At 53.6% G+C, this 15,311-nt stretch carries 14 protein-coding genes; 5 read left to right on the forward strand and 9 right to left on the reverse strand.

Annotation, left to right across the window (positions count from 1 at the left end; translation table 11 throughout):
* Nucleotides 1-479 precede the first annotated feature (479 nt).
* The 3 genes from I6E40_RS06620 (at nucleotide 480) to I6E40_RS06630 (ending at nucleotide 4,810) form a co-directional block, all read left to right on the forward strand.
* Entirely contained in the window at nucleotides 480-1,961 is a 1,482-nt protein-coding gene (locus I6E40_RS06620; protein WP_235386252.1) for a TolC family protein, read from the forward strand.
* A gap of 284 nt (nucleotides 1,962-2,245) precedes the next feature.
* Complete coding sequence (locus I6E40_RS06625; protein WP_235386253.1) at nucleotides 2,246-3,232, forward strand: HlyD family secretion protein; 987 nt, start codon at nucleotides 2,246-2,248, stop codon at nucleotides 3,230-3,232.
* Between the two features lie 405 nt (nucleotides 3,233-3,637).
* Nucleotides 3,638-4,810: an ABC transporter permease gene (locus I6E40_RS06630; RefSeq protein WP_235386254.1), complete on the forward strand. Its 1,173-nt coding sequence runs from the start codon at nucleotides 3,638-3,640 to the stop codon at nucleotides 4,808-4,810.
* Between the two features lie 64 nt (nucleotides 4,811-4,874).
* Here I6E40_RS06630 and I6E40_RS06635 read toward each other — a convergent pair whose 3' ends face one another.
* On the reverse strand, nucleotides 4,875-5,057 hold the full coding sequence (locus tag I6E40_RS06635; protein ID WP_235386255.1) for a hypothetical protein: 183 nt from the start codon (nucleotides 5,055-5,057) through the stop codon (nucleotides 4,875-4,877).
* Between I6E40_RS06635 and I6E40_RS06640 the strand changes: the two genes are divergently transcribed.
* A complete protein-coding gene (locus I6E40_RS06640) occupies nucleotides 5,056-6,198 on the forward strand; it encodes an ABC transporter permease (RefSeq protein WP_235386256.1) in 1,143 nt (380 codons plus the stop codon). The genes I6E40_RS06635 and I6E40_RS06640 overlap by 2 nt on opposite strands.
* Nucleotides 6,199-6,565: 367 nt before the next feature.
* On the opposite strand, the gene folE is transcribed toward I6E40_RS06640, so the two are convergent.
* The 5 genes from folE to I6E40_RS06665 all read right to left on the reverse strand — a co-directional run bounded on the left by folE (nucleotide 6,566) and on the right by I6E40_RS06665 (nucleotide 10,465).
* Nucleotides 6,566-7,510: a GTP cyclohydrolase I gene (gene folE / locus I6E40_RS06645; RefSeq protein WP_235386257.1), complete on the reverse strand. Its 945-nt coding sequence runs from the start codon at nucleotides 7,508-7,510 to the stop codon at nucleotides 6,566-6,568.
* A gap of 36 nt (nucleotides 7,511-7,546) precedes the next feature.
* Nucleotides 7,547-8,128, reverse strand: coding sequence for a 7-carboxy-7-deazaguanine synthase QueE (locus tag I6E40_RS06650; RefSeq protein ID WP_235386258.1), 582 nt, complete (start codon nucleotides 8,126-8,128; stop codon nucleotides 7,547-7,549).
* Nucleotides 8,129-8,222: 94 nt separating this feature from the next.
* Complete coding sequence (locus I6E40_RS06655; RefSeq protein WP_235386278.1) at nucleotides 8,223-8,591, reverse strand: 6-pyruvoyl trahydropterin synthase family protein; 369 nt, start codon at nucleotides 8,589-8,591, stop codon at nucleotides 8,223-8,225.
* A gap of 123 nt (nucleotides 8,592-8,714) precedes the next feature.
* Nucleotides 8,715-9,374 (reverse strand): 7-cyano-7-deazaguanine synthase QueC, encoded by a 660-nt coding sequence (gene queC / locus I6E40_RS06660; protein ID WP_235386259.1) that lies wholly within the window; start codon nucleotides 9,372-9,374, stop codon nucleotides 8,715-8,717.
* Between the two features lie 326 nt (nucleotides 9,375-9,700).
* The gene (locus I6E40_RS06665; protein WP_235386260.1) at nucleotides 9,701-10,465 is read right to left on the reverse strand and encodes a hypothetical protein; all 765 of its coding nucleotides are present in this window, start codon (nucleotides 10,463-10,465) and stop codon (nucleotides 9,701-9,703) included.
* A gap of 228 nt (nucleotides 10,466-10,693) precedes the next feature.
* On the opposite strand from I6E40_RS06665, the gene I6E40_RS06670 reads away from it, so the two are divergent.
* Nucleotides 10,694-11,902, forward strand: a complete 1,209-nt coding sequence (locus I6E40_RS06670; protein WP_235386261.1) for an acyltransferase family protein — start codon at nucleotides 10,694-10,696, stop codon at nucleotides 11,900-11,902.
* 332 nt (nucleotides 11,903-12,234) lie between these two features.
* On the opposite strand, the gene I6E40_RS06675 is transcribed toward I6E40_RS06670, so the two are convergent.
* From I6E40_RS06675 to pyrH, 3 genes are all read right to left on the reverse strand, one after another.
* Entirely contained in the window at nucleotides 12,235-13,428 is a 1,194-nt protein-coding gene (locus I6E40_RS06675; protein ID WP_235386262.1) for an acetate kinase, read from the reverse strand.
* 33 nt (nucleotides 13,429-13,461) lie between these two features.
* A complete protein-coding gene (gene pta, locus I6E40_RS06680; RefSeq protein WP_235386263.1) occupies nucleotides 13,462-14,472 on the reverse strand; it encodes a phosphate acetyltransferase in 1,011 nt (336 codons plus the stop codon).
* A 113-nt stretch (nucleotides 14,473-14,585) separates the two neighbouring features.
* Entirely contained in the window at nucleotides 14,586-15,296 is a 711-nt protein-coding gene (pyrH, locus tag I6E40_RS06685; RefSeq protein ID WP_235386264.1) for a UMP kinase, read from the reverse strand.
* Between the last annotated feature and the right edge of the window lie 15 nt (nucleotides 15,297-15,311).

A 15,311-nucleotide genomic window follows, 5' to 3' on the forward strand; every position in this document is an offset into this window, starting at 1 on the left:
TTTGAACGCTTCAATGTATAGTTTGTGTATAGTTTGTGTATAGTTTGAAGCGCAAACTATACATTTCGTAACGCACGGAAAATCAGAGGAATGCAGAATCTGTGTAGGGTTTTGTGTATAGTTTGTATAGTTTTTTTGTTTCCCCTTTTAATTACGTATATACAAGTGTCAATGGGCAATGGTCTATAGTCAACAGTCAATGGTCAAGAGTCAACAGTCAATGGTCAAGAGGCAACAGGCAACAGGCAACAGGCAACAGGCAACAGGCAACAGGCAACAGGCAAGAGTGCATAGTCCGCAGACTGCGTTCTGAATTTGGGGTCAGCGTTCATTTTTCAGGCACGGAATCGCGGCACGGCAGCCTTGTTCCTTCCTCACGTCAATGCGATTTTTCGGTTAGATTGTTCTTTTTGTCCCTTTTCGCAGCACAAAAACGTGTCCCACCGCTGCAAATGCCTAATTTTGCGACCTAAAAAAATATGAGAACACCTTTTATGAGTTCATGCTTCACCCGCGTCCGTTTGAGGACCTTCACTCTCTTTGGTTTCCTTCTCTGTTGCGCCCTCCCCGCAACGGCGCAAACCATCGCACTCTCGCTCGACAGTTGCAAACAACTTGCCGCAAGCCACAACCGACGCATGGCAATGGAAGAGGCTGCCATTGAAAAGGCGGAGCAAGACTTTCGCACCGCCCGCACAAACTATTTGCCCAAAGTCTCCGCTCTCGCTTCCTACATGCACATCGGCGACGAGGTCTCCCTCCTCTCCGATGCTCAAAAACAGTCGCTGGGAACCTTGGGGACGCAACTCACCTCTTCCTTCTCCTCACAAGTGGCGAACCTCATTGCTGCTCACCCCGAACTGGCAGGACTCGCGGGAGGACTCCAAGCCGCTGCCGGCAATCTCGCCAACACGGGGAACGCACTGGGAAGCGGCATCGCCAATGCACTCCGAACCGACACACGCAACGTGACGGCGGCAGCAATTCTGCTGACACAACCGCTCTTCACAGGAGGAAAAATCAGAGCCTGGGAGCGCATCACGGACGAGGCGCGACGAGTGGCACACGAACGACAAAGACTGACGCGACAGCAGGTGTGGCTCGAGGTGGAACAGGCTTACTGGCAAGTGGTTTCGCTGCGCCACAAGCAGAAACTGGCACTCGCCTTCCGAGACATGCTCGCACACACCGACAGCGACATGACAAAAATGGTGGCTGAAGGCGTGGCAACAAAGAGCGACGCGCTTTCCGTGGCAGTCAAACTGAACGAGGCGGAAATGACGGTGACAAAGGTGGAGGACGGACTGACGCTCTCAAAGATGCTGCTCTGCAGACTCTGCGGACTGCCGCTCAACACGGACATTGAACCGTCCGACAACCCTGAAAAAATGCCGGCAGTCGCATCTGCTGACTTCCTCTCCCGCCCGGAACTGAACCAGTTGGAATCTGCTTGGAAGATACAAAAAGAGAAGGTGAAGGTCGTACGCTCCGACTTTCTCCCGCAGATGGCGCTGATGGGCGGATATGCTGTGACGAACCCTCACGTGCTGAACGGTTTTGAACGTCAGTTTGCCGGCACGTGGGCAGTGGGCGTGACGCTGAAAGTGCCCGTCTGGAACTGGGGCGAAGGGAAACACAAGATTCGTGCAGCCCGCGCCGAAGCGACCATGGCACAGTTGAAAATGGAGGACGCACGCGAAGCGGTGGAGTTGGAACAGAAACAAGCGACCTTCCGCGTCACCGAAGCGGACAGACGCTTTGAACTTGCACAAAAACACATGGAAGCTGCCGACGAGAACCTGCGAGTGGCTCAACTCGGACACCACGAAGGTGTCATCACCACGCAAAACTTGCTGGCAGCACACACCGCATGGCTCTCTGCTCACAGCGAACAAATCGACGCACTCATCGACCGACAACTCAGCCGTGCCGTGCTCCGCAAAGCAAAGGGAGGGGAATGAAACAAATGATGTCATCTCCCTCTTTCTGAAAGATTTATACCAAACAAATATCTTCAAGTCTCCCCCTTCTCTCTCTTATTGAAAACTCACTAAGTAATATGAAAATAATAAGTTGCATCAGATTTGAATGACATTTTCGAGGTCAGATTTTCACCCGATGAAGGAGCATAGCCGTTGCTATGTGACTGATGAGGGAGGAAATATGGAACGAAAAGATTTTCAAAGATAATGCAGGTTATTTTTTGAGGATTACTAAAAACGCTGTGCCGAAGGCACTACACAATATGACAAGAAAAACACCTGATTTCCTGCTTTCCGCTGCCGTTCTGGGCGGTGTGATTTTGTTGGTCGTGGCAGGCGGCATCTATTCTTTTCAAGAACAACCGGAAACCGTGCAGGGCATGGTGGAGGTGACGGACTATCGCGTGGCGGGCAAAGTGCCGGGCAGAATCGCCCGACTCTTCGTCAAGGAGGGGGACCTCGTGGCGGAGGGGGACACGGTGGCGCTGCTGGAAGCACCCGAAGTGGAGGCGAAACTGCAACAAGCGGAGGCTGCTGCCTCTGCCGCGGATGCAATGAGCCGCAAAGCTAACCGCGGAGCACGCGAAGAACAAATTCAAGCAGCCTACGAAATGTGGCAAAAAGCGAAAGCCGGACGAGAAATCTGTGAGAAATCCTACGGCAGAGTGAACCGACTCTTCGAACAGGGGGTGATGACGGCGCAAAAACGCGACGAAACGAAAGCGCAACTTGACGCTGCCATCAGTACGGAGGGAGCAGCGAAAGCGCAATATGAACTCGTGCTCCACGGCGCACAAGCCGAGGACCGCGACGCCGCCGGTGCACAAGCGAACCGCGCCCAAGGAGCAGTGAACGAGGTGCGCTCCTATCTCAAAGAGACCGTGCTCCGCGCACCACACGCCGGAGAAATCTCCGAAATCTTCCCGGAAACGGGAGAACTCGTCGGCACAGGAGCACCGGTCATGACCATCTCTGACATGAACGAACCGTGGGTGGCGTTCCACGTGCGGGAGGACTTGCTGAATGGCATGGAGGTGAACCAACAAATCCGTGCCGTCATCCCGGCACTAGGCAACAAGGAGGTGACACTGAAAGTGAGACAAATCCGAGACATGGGCTCCTACTCCGTCTGGAAAGCTACGAAAACAACCGGACAATTTGACCGACGTACGTTCGAGGTGAAAGCGGACTTCACTAAACCAATCAAAGGACTACGAGCGGGCATGAGCGTGCTGCTCGTCGGGGCGTAAGTCGTTTGACGCTCGTCGTTTGACGCTCGTCGGGGCGTAAGTCGTTTGACGCACTCGTCGTTTGACGCTCGTCGGGGCGTGAGCCACGCCCCTTGCCGCTTGGCGCTCCCCGGCGTGCTTGCATCCGCCCTTCTCTCTTCTTGAAGCGTGTGCCACGCTTCAAGAAACAGCGACCCGCCTGCGGCGGAGTTTTCTACGCCCGAATCCGATAGCAACGAAGCAGATTGGCTATTATGACACACCGTCAAAGCGACCCGCCTGCGGCGGAGTTTTCCGTGGAGCACATGACTACGTCTGAACGCAATGGCAACGAAGCAGATTGGCTATTATGACACACCGTCAAAGCGACCCGCTTGCGGCGGAGTTTTCTATATTATCAAACCCGCGGCACTGCCGCTCTGAAACATGAAACAAATCAGACAAGGCTTTTGGAAAGTGTTTGTGACGGAGACGAAGAAGTTGCTCCGCCGCCCGCTCTTTCTGTGTTGCACCGTGGTCTTCCCGCTCTTCTGCTGCTTCTTTTTCACGACGCTGATGAAGGAGGGACTGCCGGAACAACTGCCGCTGGGAATTGTGGACGAGGACCGCAGCGCTACGTCCCGGAACATCATCCGCACGCTGCAATCTTTCCAAATGCCACACTCGCTGCCGACCTATGCCAATGCGACAGAAGCAAGACGGGACGTGCAACGCGGAAACATCTACGGCTTCTATGTCATCCCAAAAGGAACCGGGCGAGACGCCATGGCACAACGAATGCCCACCGTCTCTTTCTACACGAGTTATGCCTACCTCGTGGCGGGTTCCCTGCTCTACCGTGACATGCGAACTCTCTCGGAACTGGTTTCCGGCGCTGCGGCACGCTCCATGCTCTACGCTCGCGGCGCCACCGAACGACAAGCGATGGCATATCTCCAACCCGTGGTCATCGACATGCACGCCGTCGGGAATCCGTGGTTGAACTATAGCGTCTATCTCACCAACATCATCGTCCCGGGCATCCTTGGACTCTTCATCTTCATGGTGACCGTCTTCAGCCTCGGCGAAGAACTCAAACACGGGACGGCGGACGAACTGCTCGCTCGCGCCGGAGACAGCACGTGGCGCGCCGTGCTCGGAAAACTCTTCGCCCAACATCTTCTTTTCTTCCTCACGGGCAGCCTCATCGTGGCTTGGTTCTATGTCTTTCTGAACTTCCCCTGCGCCGGCGGCATCCTGCCGTTGTGGGGCGTGATGTGGTTGTTCATCATGGGCTGCCAGGGACTCGGCGTTTTCATGTTTGCCATGCTCCCCACCCTTCGCTTGGGACTCTCCTTTGCCTCACTCTGGGGCATGATTTCTTTCAGCATCTGCGGCATGTCGTTCCCCGTCATGTCCATGCACCCCATCCTGCAATGGGCAGCCTGGCTGTTCCCTCTGCGCCACTACTACATGCTCTATGTGAACTCCGCCCTCCACGGCGGTTGCCTTGCCTCTGCCTTCCCCCACCTCGCCACCCTTCTCATCATGGTGTCTCTGCCCCTGCTCTTCCTGCCAAGACTGCGCACCATCCTCACCACCTACCGCTACGTCCCCTAAACTCAAACACGGCTGACCCACCTTCACCCTTCCTCCAATGTTTGAAGACCTTCTCACCTTCCTTCTAAAAGCCATCACATTGGTCGTTTGCTGCTTTTTTCTGGTGGCACCATTCCTTCTTCTGCTCAAATTCTTGGTAGCCTTCATTCACGACATTCTTTCTCAACGCCGAACAAAATAAGGCTCCCGCTTTGCCCGCGCCGAATCCACTTTGCCCCCACCTTTCTTCATCTCCTTTCTCTCCCATGCCCCATCTTCTTCACATCTTTGCCAACGAAGTGAGAGCCATCTTTCGCGATGGCGGCATCATCGTCTTCTGTCTGCTCGTGCCCTTAGGCTATCCCCTGCTCTACACCTTTATCTATAATGAAGAGGTCGTGCAGGAAGTGCCCATCGTGGTCATTGACGACTGTGCCACGGCGGAAAGTCGGAGCTATCTCCGCTCCCTGGACGCCACCTCGGAGGTGAACATCGTGGCGCGCTGCACCGACATGAAAGAGGCAGAAGAAAAGGTGAAACGAGGTGACGCCTTCGGCATCGTCGCCATTCCCCGCGACTTCTCCCGCCACCTCGCACGCGGCGAACAGGTCAGCGTCTCCGCCTATGCCAGCCTCAGCGGTATGCTCTACTACAAAGCCCTCCTCACCGCCAACACCAACGTCAGCCTCGCCCTCAACGCCCAAATCCGACTGAAACGCTTGGAAGGACCGCTCAACTCACGACAAGAGGAACTTGCCGTGCACCCCGTGAACTATGAAGAGGTGACCATCTTCAACCCGCAAGCCGGCTTCGCCTCTTTCCTCATCCCCGCCGTGTTGATGCTCGTCATCCAGCAAACCCTCCTTTTGAGCATGGGGATGCGCTGCGGCACCGCCCGCGAAAAAAATCTCCCGATTGCCGATGGAGCGGGAGAGGAAATCATGCGCTGCTTGGCGTGGCTGCTGCTCTATGTCCCCGTTTCGGTCTATGTGCTCTGCGTCGTGCCGCGCCTGTTCCGCCTTCCCTGTTTGGAGCGTGCCGACGACCTCGCACTTTTCCTCTTCCCCTATCTGCTGGCTTGCGTCTTCTTTGCTCGCAGTCTCGGCAGGCTGATGAAGCAGCGTGAGATTTGCATCCCGTTCATCGTTTTCACCTCCGTTCCCTTGTTGTTCATCTCCGGCATTTCCTGGCCGGCGAGCGCCATGCCCGAATGGTGGAAGGCGTTGAGTCTTGTCTTCCCCTCCTCCCCCGGCATCCGCGGTTTCGTTGCGCTTCACAACATGGGTGCTCGCTTGGAAGACGTGCGCCCGGAATGGTGTCTCCTTTGGCTTCAAGCTGCCATCTGGTTCACCGTGGCGATGGTGATGAACCGATTGGCGAGCAGAGGCAACAAAGAAAGTCAAGTCTGAAAGCCCAACCCGACTTTCCACGAAACTCAAACGCCTCGTGGAGCGGGAGACCCAACGAGGCGAACAAGGCGCGTACTATAATATAACTTGCTGTCCGGCAAAAGATTTGTGCGTTTACCGGACAGCAATAATAAAATATGCTACGAGAACAATTAAGGGGTGTTCTAAAAATTAGGTTGAGTTGATTTTTGATTCCTTAGATATGAACTTTTGTCAGCGAAAGAATATGCATAGCCAGCGATTTGACCGACGAAAAAAACAAAAGAGTACGCTGAGAATCGAATTACTCATAAAGACTCTGCTACCCAAAAGTAAGCACTTTCTTTTGAGCACCCCTTATGCCGTAATTTATAGAACACGCCTGTAATCAAATATCCTCATCGTGCCCGACCAAGCCGAAAAATTCGCTGCGGGTCTGGGCGTTGGTTTTGAAAACACCCTCGAGATAGGAGGAGGTCATGATGCCACGCTTCTTCACGCCACGAAACTCTTTGCAACCGTGATGGGCTTTCATCATCAACGCCAACCCGAGAGGAGGATGCTCGCCGTTCAATGCGTCAGAAAGCATCGCCACCACATCGCGCACCAGACGCTCCTGAATCTGAGCCCGTGCGGCACAGTAGTCCACGACCCGACCAATCTTGCTCAGCCCGAGTATTTTCCCTTTGGGATGAGGAATATAGGCAAACCAATATTTTCCCCAGAAGGGCATGAGGTGATGCTCGCACATGGAGTTAAATCGACCACTATCGACCACCATGCCGTCATAAACTATGCCGTCTGAACCGTTGTCAAAGACCGTGACGCGAGGTGCCTGTTCGGGGTTGTAGCCTCGAAAAATCTCTTCCCACATTCTCCGAATACGGTCGGGCGTGCCCACCAAGCCGGGACGCAACGCATCCTCGCCAATGTGCTCCAAGCAGCAACGAATGTGACGTTCCACATCTGTCGGACCTTCATCGGGCATGACGGCAGAACCAAGCAAACTCTCAGCCCATAGCACGCCTGCCTCCGTGGCTGCTTCCGTGACACGTGCATCGACATAGACCACCGCCTTGCGGCAAGTTCCACCTGCCGCCACCTCCACCTTTTTCAGTGTCTCACCGGTCAGGAAACGGTCGTCCACCAGCAGACAACCCGCCTCGGGACGCGCCAGCACAGGACATTGCAAATGCTCCGCCAAACGGATGGCAGGATAGTAGCCTCCGCGGGGAATGCCATAGACCCCCTTCACCCCATCCGAGTAAACGTTTTTCACGAGTTGAGCCAGGCGCAAAATGTCGGCATCATATTTTTCGTAGTCTATCTTCATTGCTTTATTATTTATGTTATGTGGAGGAGTCCGCACTCATCTGAACCCCAATAGTTTGTGAAGTTGCACGGAGAGCTGCCATTGAGGATTCTTTTTCACGTAGTCCACCGCTTTGCGCGCAATTTCTGCGTTACGCACGGCATCGCAGACGTCGCAGGGTTGGACGTAGCGGCGCGTGGTTTTGATGCCGCAGTCAGACACCTCATGCAATCCGTCAAACACGACCTTCACTTCGTCAGCCTCAGCAAGTCGCACCGCAGCATGGGACAAGAAGGTTTGCTTAGGGGAGCAGGTGATCCAATCCGCCAAATCGTGGTTCACTTCTCGTGTACCGTTGGTTTCCACACACACCGTGAATCCCGCCTCGCGCAGTTTCTGCGTCAGCGAGGGTGTCATTTGCAGTGTGGGTTCCCCGCCCGTCAGAACCACCAACCCGCCCCGTGAAAGACGAGTTGCCTCTGCCACGATCTCCTCTTCCGTCATTTCTCGGAAATCATCAAACTCCGTGTCGCAGAAGGGACAACGGAGGTTGCAACCAGAAAAGCGCACAAACACAGCTGCCCGTCCGGCATGAAAGCCCTCGCCTTGCAGAGAGAAAAATATTTCGTTGACACGCATGAGAGAATGAGTGGAGTGAAAGGTCTGAAAGATAAGAACAGGCTGCGCGCTTTGAGGATTTGAAGTGTACGTGAATCCGTCCAAGAGATGTCACTCAGAGCAGCAGAGCGGCAGGCACACCAACTGTCATCTGTTCGTCCACACACATTGCCACGTTGCCCTCGCTCTCTTCGACCACCGCCTTATAGCATTGTGGAATCTGTCCCACAATCCATTCCGCGAGGTTCTCCGCCGTGGGGTTAAAGTCCAAGAGTTCGTTGAGATTCCCATGGTCCAATCGTCCATGAATCAATCGTTTGACGTGGGAGAAGTCCACGACCATGCCGTTTTCATCTTTGTGTTTTGCCATGCAAAAAACGGTGATGCGCCAGTTGTGACCGTGCAATCTTGAGCACTTGCTTTCGTAGTTCAGATGCAGACTGTGACTAGCGGACACCGTCATAGTTTTGGATATGCAGTAAATCATTATTTGAAGTCAGAGATTATTAAGAACATTGACATCCTTCTGCGGACCGATTCATTGTTCTATTAAATGGATAAGGAGACCTAAGATTATGAGACAAGGATTATGTTCATGAGAAAGATTTCATTCCTCATACACCGTTGTGTCCTTCACGCCGGCTTCGGCGAGGGCTTCGCGCCGTTCAACGCAGGTGCCGCAGCGTCCGCAGTGAACGTCTCCGCCTTTGTAGCACGACCATGTCTCAGCGTAGTCTATTCCCATTGCCGCTCCTCTGCGGGCTATGTCCGCTTTGGTCAGCAGCGTATAGGGTGCCCACACATCGGTCTTCGTGTAGGTTCCGCTCTGCACAGCCTTTGACATCGCTTCAACGAATTCCGGTCGGCAGTCGGGATAGATGGAATGGTCGCCGGCATGGTTTGCCAACATGACGTGTGCCAAGCCACTGTCCTCTGCAAGTCCCGCACAGACGGCGAGCATGATGCCATTGCGGAAGGGCACCACCGTGGAGTGCATGTTCTCATCGGCATAGTGTCCTTCGGGGATGGCGTCCGCTCCCTCCAGGAGTGAGGAGTGGAACATTTCGTGGATGAAAGGAAGCGAAATCACTTTGTGAGGAATTCCCAGACGTTGGCAGTGGAGTTGTGCCATTTTCATCTCGCGTGCGCCGTGATTACTGCCATAGTCAAAGGTCACAGCCAGTGCGATGCGCTCATGAAATTCGTGGAGCATGGTCACCGAATCCATCCCTCCCGAGAGGACCATCAAACAGTCTTTTTGAGTCATCAATCAGTCTGAATAATTAGAGAAACAAAGAATTGGAGGGCAAAGTTCGCTAAAAACCGGGATGCACACAAATTTTCAGAAGACTCGTTCGCAAATATTCCTCATCTCACCGATTTCACTCTCCGATTTCACGACACAGCACCTTGTTTAATGAAAATCCATGTTTCTCAACAGCGAAGTTCTGCTGAAACGACACCCACGCAGATTCAGCATTCTCGGCACGTTCAAAACTTAGGATCTGACAATTCTCCACTTCCATTTGATTAGGGGATAACGTGGTTCCCTCCGTAGTATAGAAAACGTATTCTTTCATCGTGCTTTTAATCTTAGAAGTCGGCATGGACATCCCGCAAAGCCATTTTGTTCTCATAGATTTTGACAAGTCTCTCATAGTCAAGAAAGACCACACGGTTTTCTTTTTTTAGTGCATGGAAAGCACTGAAAGACATCTTCTTCCGGAACTCTTCTTCTCTTTTCGCGTCAGCCACGATAAACATTTTTGCATTGAAACCCCGCAGGTCGTTGAACTTCAGCAGCGAGTTCTGGATGTCTGTGGAATGCTCAATTTCATAGAACGCTGCGGGAAGAAGCAATGACTCGTCCAAACCGAAATCGGAAAACCAAATCACATCCACCGTACTGCTCCTGTGAACCAATGCCTCATAACTGTAAGCGGGCATCTGACTTTGCAGCGAATTCAATTCTGCCAAGGGAGTTTGCAGAAACCTTTTGTTTTTGTCTTGTGAGGGTACATACGTTTGGAAATGTTCCATGTTCCCAATTTGCAACAGCAACCCTTGATAGTAAGAGTGGTTAAAATCTTCAACAGCCTTTGAGTTCCGGTTGTGAGACGTTTCCACAATCATTCCATTTGCCTCCAGTTGCTGCCGGTGAGATTCCAGAGCCCAGAGTCCCGGTTTGATGCGATAGATCTCCGGTCGGTCCTGCACAATTCGTCTGATGCTGGCAAACGGTGTCTTCGTTTTCCAAGTGCATTCAGTGATTTGCATCACCTCTTGATTCAGTTGTCCCAGAGTGGCTGCTCCGCCCAGTCGTTTCAGAGTCTCAATGACCGCTTCATATTGTTTCATGCTGCAATAATTATGTCTTTTTCACCGAAGGCTCCTTAGTGTACAATCCTACAGCGAACTGAATTACAACTTTCCGGCAAATGTAGGAAGAAGCACGCTTTACGCCAAAAGATGATTGAAAAAGAATGAGAGGAGCGTTGAAAGAAAGAAAGAACAAAAGTCGTATATTTGGGGCAACTTGGTGGACGGCTTGGGAGAGGATGGCCTCTCCCTATATAAATCTGAATCATGAAAAACAAACAAATTGCAACGTTGGAAGCTAAGCCTCATTATGCGTTGCTGGACGGATTGCGCGGTGCGGATGCACTCATGGTCGTATGGTATCATGTGCAGGAGGGCTTTGCCTTTGCTGCCGCTACGGGCGGGGAGGGCGATGGCCTGATTAAGCTCTTCAATCATGGCTACTTAGCCGTGGATTTCTTCTTTGTACTTTCGGGTTTCGTTATCGGCTATGCCTACGATGACCGCTTCAGCGTGGACGCTCCTTTTGGAACGCAAACCCTGCAGCAGGGCCGTCTCACGACATGGACTTTCCTGCGCCGACGATTGGTGCGCCTGCACCCGATGCTGGTGTTGGGAGCGGTGTTGGGAGCGGTGTTGGGAGCGGTGAGCTTCTGCCTGGGTGGCTGTGCGCAGTGGGATGGCACGGCGGTGCCTCTGTCGATGGTGCTGCTGGCGCTGTTGATGAACCTGCTGATGATTCCTGCTGTGCCGGGGTGTCCCTACGATGTGCGCGGCAATGGCGAGATGTTCTCGCTGAACGGTCCCACGTGGTCGCTGTTCTTTGAATACGTGGGCAATATCCTGTACGTGTTGCTCCTGCGCCGGATGTCGCGCGGTGTGCTGACAGCATGGGTGGCGGCGCTGGGCGTAGCGTGGGCTTGGTATGGCGTGGCGGACGTGTCGGGCTACGGCATGGTGGGCGTGGGCTGGACGCTGGATGCTGTCAATTTCTGCGGCGGCATGCTGCGGATGCTTTTTCCCATGAGCATGGGGTTGCTGCTGGCGCGGTCGTTTCGCCCGGTGCGGGTGCGCGACATCTTCTGGTTTTCGGCAGCAGTGCTCTTTGCGCTGTTCTCGGTGCCCTTCCTGACCGATGGCGCCGTGCATTGGAACGGCGTGTTTGAGATGGCCTGCATCATGGTGGTATTCCCCCTGATGGTGTGGCTGGCTGCTTCGGGTCGAACCACCGACAAGGTTTCCACAGCCATATGCCGCTTTATGGGTGACATCTCCTATCCGCTCTATATGGTGCACTATCCTGTCATGTACCTGTTCTACGGCTGGCTGATCCGCGAGAAATGTTATACTCTGAACGAATGTCCGTGGATGGTGGTGGCTATGGTGGCGGGCAGCGTACTTTTGGCATTTATCTGCTGGCGGCTCTACGATGTGCCCGTACGAAGGTGGTTGAGACAGCGCAGCACGAAAGCGTAAACTCCCTATATATTGAACTATTGCTGTCCGGTAGAATGACTATCTTTGCTCATATTTATATATTTATTTCTCAAAAAAAGAGATAAATAAAAGGGTTGATACTTCGCGAGAAGTGTCAGCCCTAATTTATTTTCTTTGCAAAAGTTTTACCGGACAGCAATAGTTTTTGAACACGAAACAACGAATGGAACGAATCGTATGTAACGTGTGTAATGAACGTAATGAACATAACGAACGAGACGAACACAAAAAGCCCCTGCACGGGCGGGCGTGACAATCAATGACTGACGCTGCACGGTGCAGGGGATGAAGGATTTTGCAGAAATGCAAACTTATTTGTCAAGAAGGGCGAGGGTGTCGGAAGCAATGAGGAGTTCTTCGTCGGTGGGAACAACCACGACCTTGACCTTGCTGTCGGGAGTGGAGATGATTTCCTCCTCGCCGAAGTTGCGGTTGTTGGCTGCTTCGTCCAATTTGATGCCCATGAACTCAAGACCACTCACGCTGCCGGCACGAACATCTGCCTGGTGCTCGCCGACACCAGCGGTGAAGACAAGGATGTCAAGTCCACCCATGGCGGCGGCATAGGCACCAATGTACTTCTTGATTCTGTAGTCATACATTTGCATGGCGAGGGCAGCTCTTTCGTTGCCCGCCTTGATGGCTTCTTCCACCTCACGAATGTCGCTGGAGATGCCGCTGATGCCGAGGACACCGCTCTGCTTGTTGAGCAGGTCACTCATCTGATCCGGAGTGAGTCCTTCCTTCTTCATGATGCTGAGCACGGCAGAGGGATCAACGTCACCGGAGCGAGTGCCCATCATGAGACCTTCCAGCGGGGTGAGACCCATGGAGGTATCTACGCAACGACCTCCCTTCACGGCGGAAATGGAGGCACCGTTTCCGATGTGGCAGGTGACGATGTTCACGTCTTCGGGCTTCACGCCGAGGAACTCACAAACGCGAGCGGTGACATAACGATGGCTGGTGCCGTGAGCACCCCAACGGCGCACGTTCTGAGTTTCGTAGAATTTATAAGGCACAGCATACATGTAGGCGTGGGCGGGCATGGTCTGATGGAAGGCGGTGTCAAAGACGAAGACCTGAGGGAGGTTGGGAAGCATCTGTTTCACTGCCACGTAGCCTTTGAGGTGAGCTTCGCTGTGGAGGGGCGCAAGTTCCATGTACTGTTTCCACTCTTCAAGCATTTCATCGGTGACGATGCGGCTCTCGGTGAAGCGTCCGCCTGCCACGATGCGGTGACCGGCAGCACTGATTTCGTCGAGGTTTTTGATGGCACCATATTCCGGGTGGAGCAAGGTGTCAAACATGAGGCGAATTCCCTCGGTGTGGGTGGGACAAGGTGACTCAATGATTTTCTTTTCGCCGTTGATGGTGGTTTTGAGGAAAGAGCCTTCAAGTCCGATTTTCTCAATGCCGCCGGCAGCGAGGACGCTCTGGTCGTCCATCTCATAGAGTTTATATTTGATGGAACTGCTTCCGCAGTTGATGACAAGGATTTTCATTGGTTTGAGGTGTGTTTAGGTGTGTTTATGTTCTCAGAGCGCTTTGGCTGCAATGGCTTGGTTGGCAGTGATGGCAATCATCTTATAGACGTCATCAATGGAGCATCCGCGGGAGAGGTCGTTCACGGGACGCGCAATGCCTTGGAGGATGGGACCGACGGCGGTGGCGTGACCGAGGCGCTGCACGAGTTTGTAACCGATGTTGCCGACTTCGAGTGAAGGCACGACGAGCACGTTTGCCTTTCCGGCAATGGGACTGCCCGGAGCCTTGGAGGCACCGACGGAGGGAACGAGGGCGGCGTCAGCCTGCAGTTCACCGTCGAGCAGGAGTTCGGGGTCCATCTCGTGGGCGATGCGGGTGGCTTCAACGACTTTGTCCACGACCTCATGTTTGGCAGAACCGTGGGTGGAGAAACTGAGCATGGCGACACGGGGTTCGATGCCGGCGACAGCCTTGGCGGTGCGGGCGGTGCAGATGGCAATCTGCGCGAGTTGGTTGGCATCGGGCACGGGAGTCACGGCGACATCGCCCATGACGAGCACACCATTGTCACCGCATTCGGGCGCATGGGTCAGAAGGAGCATGGCACCGCTGACACAGGTGATGCCGGGTGCGGTTTTGATGATTTGGAGTGCCGGGCGCAGCACGTCGCCGGTGGTGTTTCGTGCTCCGGCGAGTTGTCCGTCGGCTTCTCCGCTCTTGATAATCATGCAACCATAGTAGAGCGGGTCGGTCACCTTCTTGCGGGCTTCCTCGATCGTCATGCCTTTCTTCTTGCGAAGTTCAAAGAGCATTTGTGCATACTCCTCGCTCTTCTCGCTGTTCTGCGGGTCGATGAGAGTGGCTTTTGAGATGTTTCCAAGTCCCCACTCGCGGGCTTTCTCCTGGATTTCTTCCACATTGCCGAGCAAGATGAGGTCGGCGACTCCGTCAGTCAGAATCTGGTTGGCGGCTTTGAGCGTGCGCTCTTCAGTTCCTTCGGGCAGCACAATGCGTTGCTTGTCTGCCTTGGCACGCTGGATGAGTTGTTCAATTAGTGACACGATGTTGAATGTTTATGTGTTAGGATATTATAGGCTTCGTGTGAGAATATTATAGGCTTACGTGTGAGATTGTTTTTCACTTCCTAAGAATGATTTTAGAAGGGAACCCAAGGTCAGGCGTGCACGAACGTGCCGATTTTCTCGCCTTCGAGCACCTTCTTCAGGTTGCCGACCACGTCCATGTTGAAGACATAGATGGGCAGGTTGTTCTCACGGCACATGGCGGTGGCTGTGATGTCCATGACGCGGAGTCCGCGGGAGAGCACCTCATCGTAGGTGATTTCGTCGAACTTGACGGCGCTGGGGTCTTTTTCAGGGTCAGCGGTATAGACGCCATCGACGCGGGTTCCTTTGAGCATGACGTCTGCTTCAATTTCAATGCCTCGAAGCGAGGAGCCGGTGTCGGTGGTGAAATAGGGGTTACCGGTGCCGCAACTGATGATGGCGACTTCGCCACGTTCCAGCGCCTCAATGGCTTTCCACTTGCTGTAGAGTTCTCCAATCGGCTCCATGCGGATGGCAGTGAGCACGTGAGACTTGACTCCGATGGCACCGAGGGCGGAACTCAACGCGAGAGAGTTGATGACCGTGGCACACATGCCCATCTGGTCTCCCTTCACTCGGTCAAAGCCCTTCCCCGCTCCACTGAGACCGCGGAAGATGTTGCCGCCACCAATGACGATGCCAACCTGCACGCCCATTTCAAGTGCTTCGCGAATCTGAGCAGCATATTCGTTCAAACGGGTGGTGTCTATGCCATAGCCCTGCGCCCCCATGAGACTTTCTCCACTGAGTTTGAGCAGGATTCTCTTAAATTTTGCCATAGTAATTACATATAT

This window comes from Prevotellamassilia timonensis (assembly GCF_021531665.1).
Classification (GTDB): Bacteria; Bacteroidota; Bacteroidia; order Bacteroidales; family Bacteroidaceae; genus Alloprevotella.